At 65.4% G+C, this 10,568-nt stretch carries 9 protein-coding genes; 5 read left to right on the top strand and 4 right to left on the bottom strand.

Going from position 1 to position 10,568, the window contains the following annotated elements; translation table 11 throughout:
• The coding region (locus K678_RS10565) for a circularly permuted type 2 ATP-grasp protein (RefSeq protein WP_021132438.1) at window positions 1–890 on the bottom strand (890 nt) is incomplete at its 3' end.
• Between the two features lie 40 nt (window positions 891–930).
• Complete coding sequence (locus K678_RS10560) at window positions 931–1,632, bottom strand: cytidylate kinase-like family protein (RefSeq protein WP_021132437.1); 702 nt, start codon at window positions 1,630–1,632, stop codon at window positions 931–933.
• 207 nt (window positions 1,633–1,839) lie between these two features.
• Here K678_RS10560 and K678_RS10555 point away from each other — a divergent pair, with 207 nt between their 5' ends.
• The 4 genes from K678_RS10555 (at window position 1,840) to K678_RS10540 (ending at window position 4,566) form a co-directional block, all read left to right on the top strand.
• Entirely contained in the window at window positions 1,840–2,268 is a 429-nt protein-coding gene (locus K678_RS10555) for an Hsp20 family protein (RefSeq protein ID WP_021132436.1), read from the top strand.
• A gap of 2 nt (window positions 2,269–2,270) precedes the next feature.
• Window positions 2,271–2,498: a DUF1150 family protein gene (locus K678_RS10550; RefSeq protein WP_021132435.1), complete on the top strand. Its 228-nt coding sequence runs from the start codon at window positions 2,271–2,273 to the stop codon at window positions 2,496–2,498.
• Between the two features lie 370 nt (window positions 2,499–2,868).
• Window positions 2,869–4,158, top strand: coding sequence for a porin (locus K678_RS10545; RefSeq protein WP_021132434.1), 1,290 nt, complete (start codon window positions 2,869–2,871; stop codon window positions 4,156–4,158).
• 81 nt (window positions 4,159–4,239) lie between these two features.
• Window positions 4,240–4,566 carry a cupin domain-containing protein gene (locus K678_RS10540; protein ID WP_039852776.1) on the top strand — a complete coding sequence of 109 codons (327 nt, stop codon included), beginning with the start codon at window positions 4,240–4,242 and terminating at the stop codon, window positions 4,564–4,566.
• 259 nt (window positions 4,567–4,825) lie between these two features.
• Here K678_RS10540 and fabI read toward each other — a convergent pair whose 3' ends face one another.
• Window positions 4,826–5,635, bottom strand: coding sequence for an enoyl-ACP reductase FabI (fabI, locus tag K678_RS10535; protein ID WP_021132432.1), 810 nt, complete (start codon window positions 5,633–5,635; stop codon window positions 4,826–4,828).
• A gap of 181 nt (window positions 5,636–5,816) precedes the next feature.
• On the opposite strand from fabI, the gene K678_RS10530 reads away from it, so the two are divergent.
• Window positions 5,817–6,746, top strand: a complete 930-nt coding sequence (locus tag K678_RS10530; RefSeq protein WP_021132431.1) for a cation diffusion facilitator family transporter — start codon at window positions 5,817–5,819, stop codon at window positions 6,744–6,746.
• A gap of 92 nt (window positions 6,747–6,838) precedes the next feature.
• Here the strand turns inward: K678_RS10530 and cobN are convergent, their stop codons facing one another.
• Window positions 6,839–10,531, bottom strand: a complete 3,693-nt coding sequence (cobN, locus tag K678_RS10525; RefSeq protein ID WP_021132430.1) for a cobaltochelatase subunit CobN — start codon at window positions 10,529–10,531, stop codon at window positions 6,839–6,841.
• Window positions 10,532–10,568: the final 37 nt, after the last annotated feature.

Raw genomic sequence — 10,568 nt, 5'->3', positions numbered from 1 at the left:
TCGCACCATTCGGAGCCGGAACGGCGGACGATGACATCGACCCGTTGCAGCCCGGTCAGGGTCTTCAAGAACACCGCATTGTCGCGGACGGTCAAATCCTCGGCCTGGACCAGGGTGATGCCAAGCTGACGGGCCAGGAACGCGTGCTCGAAAAACGTCTCGGTGAACGGACCGGAACTCATCAGTACGACGCGGGGCTGTTCGGTCCGGCGCGGCGACAGTGCCAGCAATCCCCGCCTTACCGTCTCGAAGAACGGTCCCAGCCGCTCGACCGGCAAAGCACGGTGAATTTCGGGCAGCACCCGGCTGACGATGGTGCGGTTTTCCAGGGCATAGCCGGTGCCGGAGGGGACTTCGGTATGGTCCGACATCACCCGCCAGCAGCCATCGGTGCCCCGGGCCAGATCCGCGGCGTAAATGTGCAGGTAGCGCCCGCCCGGCGGCAGCCAGCCGTGACACGGGCGCAGAAAGGCGGGATTGGCATAGAGCAGGCCGGGGGGAATCAATCCGTCGCCGATCAGGGCGTGACGGCTGTACAGATCGGCCAGAATGGTTTCCAGCAACCCGGCACGCTGGGCGATCGCGGCGGACAGCCGGGACCATTCGGCGGCGGGCAGGATCACCGGCAAGGGGTCCAGCCGCCACGGCCGGTCCAGCCCGGCGCGGTCACCGTGGATGTTATAGGTGACGCCGTTGTCGCGCAGCAGGGTCTGGCCCAGATCCCAGCGTCGGGTGATTTCTTCGGGCGACAAGGCAGAGAAAGTATCGATAAACTCGCGCCAATGGGCACGCACGCCGCGTCCGGGCGCGTTGAGTTCGTCATGCCCGCCCTGGGGGGGCAGATAGAGGTCGCAGGCAGCGCCTGCGTCCTCGGGCGTCGCATGGGTCACGGTGACGTCTGTCCTTGGATCGCGAACCAGATTTGGGCGGTCAAACCCGCTTCAGATCGTGGCGCAGCACCCGGCCGTGCTGAACCGCCTTGGCCAGCGCGACGATGGTCTCGACGACATCGTCGAAATTATCCATCCGGTCGGTATTGATGGTCAGGTCGAATTCGCTGGCGTCCGACAGGCGCGACTGGAACACCTCCCACACGAAGGTCTCGCGCCGGTGGTTGATTTCACGGGCCTGGGCCAGCAAATCCTCTTCCTTGCCGTGACCGGCAGAGGCCATCCGACGGGCACAGATTTCCGGCGTGCCGGTGATGCGGACGCGCAGGGCACATTCCTCGGTCAGGATGACGTGGGCACCCCGTCCCAGAATGATTCCGCCCAGGCGGCTGAGGCTGATCACGACCTTGACCAGCGAATCGCGATAGGAATCCGGGCCGATATCCTTGCCCGACAGCAGCCGGTACAGCCACATGTCCTTGGCGCGGCCAAAGCCCTCGTCCAGCATCCGGACGATCGCGGGATCGTCCTTCAGCCGGGTGGCGACCTCGCGCAGCACCTGCTCGTCATACAGCGGCAGGTCGAGCGCCTGGCTCAGTTTCGAGGCGATCACGTCACCGCCCGATCCGAAATCGCGCGACAGGGTAATCACCGGCTTGGGGGGGAGATGCTGGTCGCCTTCGTGCGGCTTCGTGACCACCGCAGCCAGCGCGGAAATAACGGAAAGAACAGTGTTCGTCATCGTTGACCTCGCAGCCCGGCAGTTCGCGATTGGTTCGACAATGATACGCCTTGGCCGGGGCGATGCCAACACAAGCCGGAATCGGAACATCCACGCGGATCGCTTGACGCCGGGGCGTTCGCCCCCAAAATGATAGGGGTAACGAAGGGTGCCATGGCGGGCCCTTCGGTTCCGTTCTCGCTCGACGTCAGAGGAGACCTTCGCGTCATGTCCCGAATCGCCACCTTCAACAGCCCGCTTCTTCTTGGCTTCGATCATTTCGAACGGGTGCTCGACCGTATTTCAAAGACCTCGCCCGAGGGCTATCCGCCCTATAATATCGAACAGGTCGACGAAACCCGTCTGCGCATCACCCTGGCGGTCGCCGGGTTCGCGATGTCCGATCTGTCGGTTGCGGTCGAGGATAATCAGTTGGTGATCCGGGGCCGTCAGGCCGAAGAGGAAGGGACCCGCGTCTATATCCATCGCGGGATCGGTGCCCGCCAGTTCCAGCGCGCCTTCGTGCTGGCCGAGGGAATCGAGGTCGAAGGGGCGGCGCTGGAAAGCGGTCTGCTCCATATCGACATCACCCGCCGTCAGCCCGAGACCCGCGTTCGTGCCATTCCCATCCGCGTCCCCGTTCCGGAGGAAGTCTGATCATGGCCATTATCGAACAGAAAATGAGTCCGGCGTTGGCGGCCCGCGTGATGAGTGTGTCCGATCTGGCCGGGTGGGGCCTGTCGATGGTCGCCTATGTTCGCCATATAGCGGTGGGCGAATGGGCGATCTGCTCGGCCGACGGTACCCGGATCGGCACCGCGCCCGATCGCCTGTCCGCCTTTGCCGCGATCCGCCAGCATGATCTTGAGGCGCTCAGCGTACATTAGAAATTTCGCGAGCGCTGTGGGCGCGCAAGCATCGTCATGAAAACGTCATGTTCAGAGCCGCTCCGGATCAAGATGATCCGGGGCGGCTCTTTGTCATTGTCCTTGTCATGAATTTCCCGGCCGAGACTAACGGCCCAGGACAGGGGAGTGACGATTCCCGTGCTTTCGCACCGCGATGGTTCCCTCATCCCTGCGGCGGGGTTGTTGCTTTCATGCCACAGTGCGCGGCATTCATCACAGGAGGCGGGCGGCTTGCTTGACGTTGGATGTCTGGCTATGGCGTCATGCTGCCAAGAAATCGATTGGCCTGTCTGTTTGCTCGCAAGCTTGGCGCTGATCAGACTTCAACAATCCAAGAGAGGGAGTTTCCATGAAGAAGATTCTTTTCGCCAGCACCGCGCTGGTTGCCGTTGGCCTCGTGGGCGCCGATGCGGCCCAGGCTGCGGACCCGATCAAGTTGTCGGTTGGCGGCTTCTCCCGCTGGTGGGTTGTTGGTGCTGAGCAGAGCAGCAACTACTCGAAGGGCCTCAATGCCGCTGACAATACCGGCAGCCATGGCAATGCGGGTCGAATCAACACCGCCGGTATCAAGGGCGACAACGAGATTCAGTTCCAGGGCAGCACCGCTCTGGACAACGGCCTGAAGGTCGGCGTGTTCGTGTCGTTGGAAGCCGGTGGCCACACCGACCAGACCACCGACCTGATCGACAGCAGCTATGCCTGGGTTGAAGGCGGCTTCGGTAAGGTGTTCGTCGGCACCCTGAAGAACGGCGCGGCCCTGCTGCACGTTTCCGCTCCCGACGCGGCCAGCAACTTCTCCGAAGGCGGCATGGCCACCGGCAACTACACCATCCTGAAGCCGGGTGCCGTGATGGGCATGAACCAGCGCGCTGGTTACAGCTCGTCGACCAACACCACCGCGATCATCACCGACAACAAGGCGGAAAAGATCACCTACGTCAGCCCCGTCTTCGGTGGTCTGACCCTCGGTGCCACCTATGTCCCGACCGCGATTTCCGAAGACAACCGCGCCCAGGGCAACGCCCGCGCCCAGGCGTACGGTGTCGGTGCCGGTTACAACCGGACCATCGGCCCGGTCGGCGTGAAGCTGTCCGCTGGTGCGGTCCAGACCATCCTGTCGGCTGGTGAAACCTTCACCCAGTATTCGGGCGGCACCCAGCTGTCCTACGCTGGCTTCACCCTCGGTGGTTCGTACCAGCTCGCTCGTGACGCGATTGCCCGCAGCGGCAACGTCAACAACGGCACTGGTGGCTTCAACGGTGGCGTTACTGGTGTGGTCGACCTGACCAAGAACAACCCGCTCGGCAACACCAAGTTCGACTTCGGCGGTCAGGCCTTCGACGTTGGCTTGCAGTATGCGACCGGCCCGTATGCGGTCAGCTTCGCCTACTTCCACTCCGAGACCAAGGGTGCGAAGGCTGACACCAACGCGACTTACCGCAACCATGGCGATGATACGATCGATTTCTACCAGGCTTCGGGCAAGTACAGCCTGAGCGCCGGTATCGATCTGCTCGCCTCGGTCGGTTATGCCGCTTACGAGAGCGGCCTGTATGGCTACGCCCCGGCTGGCACCACCAAGGACACGCTCAAGAACGACGGCTACTACGGCATGACCGGTCTGTCGCTGAAGTTCTAAGCCTTCCTGGCTTGGGTTTTGAGGGAAGGGCGGCCTTTGGGCCGCCCTTTCTTTTTGTCGTGTCGTACCGATGGTCCCCTGATGCCGACCTGCGCAAACCTGTTTGACGAGATATCACCCGCTGCGACCGAGGAAGAGGTCACCCCGCTGCTGTCGCGCCCGGGGCTGCGGATCGAACGGATCGTCTCGACCGGGCAGGCCAGCCCGCCCGGTTTTTGGTATGACCAAGATCAGGAAGAATGGGTGATGGTGGTGTCGGGGGCTGCGCTGCTGCGCCTTGCCGAGGAAGCCGAGCCGCGGCGGATGGGGGCGGGGGATTATCTGTTGATCCCAGCCCATTGCCGCCATCGGGTTGATTGGACCGATCCAATGGTGCCGACGGTCTGGCTGGCGCTGCATTTCGCTTAGGGTTGAGCCCTCGCGTGGAATGCCGCCTTGTTTTGAATTATTACAAAAATCTCACCCCGTCGCCACGATGCGGTAATCCGCTGGATGGCATAGTCACATCATAAGCTTCTGAGCCTCAGCCACTCAAAAGTCCTCCCTCTGAAACCCCCGCGCCGCTCCCCCCGGTGCGGGGGTTTTTCATGGGCGGGGGCCTGCCCCGGACGGATCGGTAGTCCGGTAAGCCGGTCCCGTCACCCAGGACCGGCTCAAGGGGAGGGGATCAGCCGACGATGTGGGCACCACCGTCGATGAATAGGGTGGTCCCGGTCACCGATTTGGCGAGATCGCTGACCAGATAGGCGGCAAACGATCCGACATCGTCGATATCGGCCAATTGATGGGTGGGCGCCTTGGCGGCGGCGGCATCAAGCAATTCGTCGAAATGGTCGATGCCCGAGGCGGCGCGGGTCCGCAGCGGGCCGGGCGAAATGGTCAGGACCCGGATGCCCTTTGGCCCCAATTCGTGGGCGAGATATTTGGTGGTGCTTTCCAGTGCCGCCTTGACCGGCCCCATCACGTTGTAATGATCGACCACCTTGCGCCCACCGTAATAGGACAGGGTGACGAGGCAACCGCCATCTTTCATCAGCGGCTCGGCCAGTTTGGCGCAACGGATGAACGAGAAGCATGACACGTCCATCGCCAGGGCAAAGCCGTCGCGCGAGCAATCGACCACCCGGCCATGCAGATCCTCGCGATTGGCAAAGGCGATGGCGTGGATGACGAAATCGAGCTTGCCCCATTTTTCGGTGATCGCGGCGAAGACCGCTTCAAGCTGTCCCTCCTCGCGGACGTCGCAGGGCAGATAGATCGGAGCATTCACCTCTTCGGCTAGCGGGCGGACGTATTTGTCGCTTTTTTCGTTGAGGTAGGTGATCGCCAGATCGGCCCCATAGGCGCGAACATGGCGGGCGACGCCATAGGCGATGCTCTGGCGGTTGGCGATCCCGATGATCAGTCCCTTTTTGCCCGCCAGGGACAGAGTCTGGACCGGTTCAGGCGACGCAACGGCAACAGCGGCATTAGTCATCTCAACAGATCTCCAGGAGGGATTGTGCAATGCAGCATAATCCTCGCCGCCGTCCGGCTCAATGCAATAGAGTTCCGGAATGCACCTTTCGCAAATCCGTCATCGACCGGCGTCGCCCTTGACGGAGAGGCCGGTTCCGAGTCTTGATTGCGAATGCGACTGATTTTTGCAGGAGGGGGCGGTGGGCCACGATCACGGGCATAGTCACGATCATCACCATCACCACCATTCCCTTCCCAGCCACAACAGCGCGTTTGCGATCGGAGCCAGCCTCAATCTTGGCTTCGTCCTGGTCGAAGTCGCCTGCGGTATCGCCTTTGGCTCGTTGGCGCTGCTGGCCGATGCCGGTCACAACCTCGCCGATGTCGCCGGGTTGTTGCTGGCCTGGGGGGCGATGGCGCTGGCGCGGCGGCGACCGACCGGGCGACTGACCTATGGACTGGGACGCGGTACCATCCTGGCCGCGCTCAGCAATGCCGGGCTGTTGCTGTTCGGCCTGGGCGCGATCGGGTGGGAAGCGGTGCGGCGGTTGCTGACCGAAGCCACCCCGATCGAGGCGGGGCCGGTGATGGCGGTTGCCGCCGTCGGACTGGTGATCAACGGCGTTACCGCTTTGATGTTCCGCAAGGGGGCAAGCAGCGATCTCAATCTGCGGGGCGCGTTCCTGCACATGGTCGCCGACGCCGCGATCTCGGGCGGGGTGATCGTCGCTGCCGGGCTGATCGCCCTGACCGGGTGGAGCTGGATCGATCCGGTGATCGGTCTGGCGATCGTCGTGATCATCGCCATCGGCACCTGGGGCCTGTTCCGCGATTCGCTCGACCTAGCCCTCGATGCGGTTCCGGCTGGAATCGACCGGGCGGCGGTCGAAGCCTTTTTGCTCGATCAGCCCGGCGTCAGCGACTTGCACGACCTCCACATCTGGTCGCTCAGCACCAGCGCGGTAGCGCTGACCGCGCATCTGGTGATGCCGAACAGCGAGAATACGGATGCCTTCCTGCTTGAACTGGCCGAAGAACTGCACGAGCATTTCGGCATCGACCACAGCACGGTGCAGATCGAGCGCAGCCCCTGCGACTGCCCGCTGGTTTCGGTCCACGCCGCCGCCTGAGCTTTAGCGGATGAAGGCGGCCCAATGCGCCAGGACATAGCCACCGACACAGCCGACAAAGGCGAGCAGGGCGAGGATCACGGCGCGGCGGGTCAGCATGGCGGGGGGCTCTCCTCGGCGAACAGGTCGTAGATGCGGTTGTCGCGGGGCCGCCATAGGCCGCGTTCGAACGCGGCCCTGAGCGCGGCGCGGATATCGTCCAGCGCGGCCGGGTTGACCTCGGCGAGGAAGCCCCGCACCGCATCGTCCTTCAGATAGGCCTGGGCCACCAGTTCGAAGTGATGGTCGCGGACGGCGCGGGTGGTGGCGGCGAAGGCCAGCAGATAATCGAGACCAGCGGCCATCTCGGCCGCGCCCTTATAGCCGTGGCGCATCACGCCCGCGATCCATTTCGGATTGACCATCCGCCCGCGCAGGATCCGGGCGATCTCTTCGTCGAGCGTGTTGATCCGGGGCGAGTCCGGGCGGGAATGGTCGGGATGATAGACCACCGGCGCCTGCCCCGATGCCGCTTCGACCGCAGCGGCCAGCCCACCTTCGAACAAGGCGTATTCGGCGGAATCGAGCAGATCGTGCTCGCGATTGTCCTGATTTTGCACCACCGCTTCGATCGCGGCCAGCCGGTCGGTCAACAAATCCTGGCTGGCTTCGGGATCGACCCCGCCGCCATAGGCCCAGCCGCTCCAGGCGATATAGGCGGCGGCCAGATCCTCGCGACGGCCCCAGCCGCCGCCTTCGATCAGCGGTTCCAGTCCGCTGCCATAGGCTCCGGGCCGGGCCCCGAACACCCGATAGGCGGCGCGGCGCAACGCTTCGTCGGGCGACAGGCCCGAGGCTTCCAGCCGGGCGCGGTCGGTGGCGACGCGGGCGGCGAGCGGGTTGATTGCGGGTGGCTCGTCCAACTGGGCGACGGCGCGGACGGCGGCATCGAACAGATCGATCAGGCCGGGAAAGGCGTCGCGGAACAGCCCCGACACCCGCAAGGTGACATCGACGCGGGGGCGGTCGAGCACGCCAGCGGGCATGATTTCATAGCCGCTGACCCGGCCCGAGCCGATTTCCCAATGGGGACGAACCCCCATCAGCGCCAGCGCCTGGGCCAGATCGTCGCCGCCGGTCCGCATCGCGCTGGTGCCCCAGGCGGTCACCGCCATCGCGCGCGGCCAGTCGCCGTGATCCTGAAGATGACGTTCCAGCAACAGCGATACCGACTTCCACACCAGCGACCAAGCGGCGGGAGTCGGCATGGTGCGGGGGTCGATCGAGAAAAAATTGCGCCCGGTCGGCAACACGTCGGGACGGCCCCGCGTCGGCGCCCCCGATGGTCCGGGCGCGACGAAGCGCCCGTCCAGTCCGGCCAGCAGCGCCGCCATCTCGGCCGGGCCACATGCCGCGACGGTGGGGCGTAACGTGGCCTCGATCCAATGCAGCACCGGCCGGGTCCGGCTCCAGCTCCAGTCCGGTGGGCAGAGCCGCTCGCCCGTTACCAGCGCCAGCGCCAGCGCTTCCAGCCGCTCGACGCTGTCGCCGACGCTGCGCCAGGGATCGGCACAGAGGTCGGCCAGCGGAGCCGGGCGCGGCCCGGTCCACGGGTCGGCGGCGCGGCAATCGAGCGGATCGAATCCCAGCCCCAAATCGGCGGCCAAGGCGCGGGTCAACGAGTCCGCTTCCGGCTCCACGCCCCGGCGCACCCGGGCCAGCGCCACCAGCAGCGAGTCGCGCTGCGCCCCTTCGGGAGCCTGACCGAAGATGTGCAGCCCGTCGCGGATTTGCAGCTCTTTCAACTCGCACAGATGGTTGTCGAGCTTCTTCAACGCCGCGTCGGGATCGTCGTCCGGGTCGATGCCAAGATCGGCCTCCAGCCCCGCCACCGCGCTCAACGTCAGAATCTCCCGGCGCAGCACGGCGAGGCGGCGGGGATCAAGCCCCGCCGCTTCGTAATATTCATCGACCAGCCGCTCCAGTTCGCGCAGCGGGCCATAGGTCTCGGCCCGGGTTAGCGGCGGAGTCAGATGATCGATGATCACCGCTCCGGCCCGGCGCTTGGCCTGGGTGCCTTCGCCCGGATCGTTGACGATGAAGGGGTAAAGGTGGGGCAGCGGCCCCAGCGTCAGTTCGGGGAAGCATGTGGCCGACAGTGCGACCGCCTTACCCGGCAGCCATTCCAGCGTACCGTGCTTGCCCAAATGAACGATCGCATCGGCGGCGAAACTCTGGCGCAGCCACAGATAGAACGCCAGATAGCGGTGCGGCGGCGGCAGATCGGCATCGTGATAGCGCCGCGCCGCGTCGTCCGCCCCGGCACGGGCGGGCTGGACCGCGACCGCCACGCCACCGAAGCGCAGCACCGGAACGGCGAAAGCTCCCGCTGCGGGGAGAAACCACGGGTCCGCCTCGGGCGGTCCCCAGGCCTCGGTCACCGCGTCTCGAACCGAAGCGGGCAGAGTCGCGAACCACGCCCGATACTCGTCCAGGGCCAAGGTCTCGCGCACCGCGCGCCCGGCCACACCGCCATTGGTGACGCCCTCCAGCAGCTGGGCGATCAGGGTCTGACCGTCCTGGGGCGCGGCCGGGACGTCGTAGCCCGCTTGCGCCATCGCCTGCACAATCGCGGCGGCGGCGGCCGGAGTGTCCAGCCCGACTCCGTTGCCCAGCCGCCCGTCGCGGTGGGGATAATTGGCGAGAATCAGCGCGATGCGGCGCTCGGCTGCGGGCTTGCGCCGCAGCCTTGCCCAGTTGGCCGCCAGCTGCGCGGTAAAGGCGACCCGGTCGGCGACAGGGGCATGATGGGCGATGTCACATTGGGTCGCATCGTCGCGGATCAGCGCCTTGAACGAAATGGCGCGGGCGAGGACACGGCCGTCGATTTCGGGCAACGAGACGTTCATCGCCAGATCGCGCGGCCCCAGCCCGCCGCGTCCCGCCCGCCAGCTTGCCTCGGTCCCCCCGCCCAGGATCACTTGCAGCACCGGGCAATCAGCCGGTCCGAACGGCCCCGCCGCCGCCCGACCTGGGGCCGAAACGGCAAAGCCGGTGATGTTGAGGATGATATCGGGCGGGGTTTCGGCGATCTCGGCCCGGACCAGTCCGGCCCCGATCGGGTCCTTCAGGCTGTGGACGTAGAGGGCGGTGACCGCCATCCCGTCAGCCCGCAGGGCATCAATCAGCGCGTCAATCGCGGCCAGATCGGCGGCCAGCACCAGAGCACGGTAAAACACCAGCAAAGCGCGAGGGCGGCCGTCGGCGGGATCGGCGCAATGCCGTCCGGCAGGCGGCAACGGATGCGGTTCGACCCAGGCCGCCGGGCGGCCGATCAGCGATCCGGCATAGGCAAGAAAGGCGCTGGCATTGTCAGGTCCGCCATGCAGCAGATACCGCCACAGCCGCTCGACCGCCTCGGGCGGCAGAGTCGAGGCGTCGGTCAAATCGGGGTCGGGCTCGCTCGAGCCGGGCAGGAAGGCGACGGCGATACCGTTACGCCGCCCCGCCGCCGCGATCTGCTCCACCCCATAGGGCCAATAGGCCCGGCCGCCGAGCAGACGCACCACGACCAACCGCGCCCGCTCGATCACCTGCTCGACATACAGATCAACCGAAAGGTTGTGGCCCAGCCGCATCAGGTTGGCGAGACGCAGCCCGCCGGGACCGCCCTGCCAGGCCTTGGCCAGACAGGCAAGATCGGTATCGGCAGCCGACAGGATGACGATCTCGGCCGGACTCTGACCAAGATCGACGGCGTCGTTACCATCGGGAAGGGTGCCGGCCTGAACCGCGAGAAGATGCATGGAATCTTAGCGGCCCGCCACCCGGGGGGGACCGGGG

Origin of the sequence: Magnetospirillum fulvum MGU-K5 (assembly GCF_000442515.1) — a bacterium.
Lineage (GTDB): Bacteria > Pseudomonadota > Alphaproteobacteria > Rhodospirillales > Magnetospirillaceae > Phaeospirillum > Phaeospirillum fulvum_B.
The sequence above is the reverse complement of the archived record's forward strand: the minus strand, read 5'-3'. Positions and strand labels throughout refer to the sequence as shown.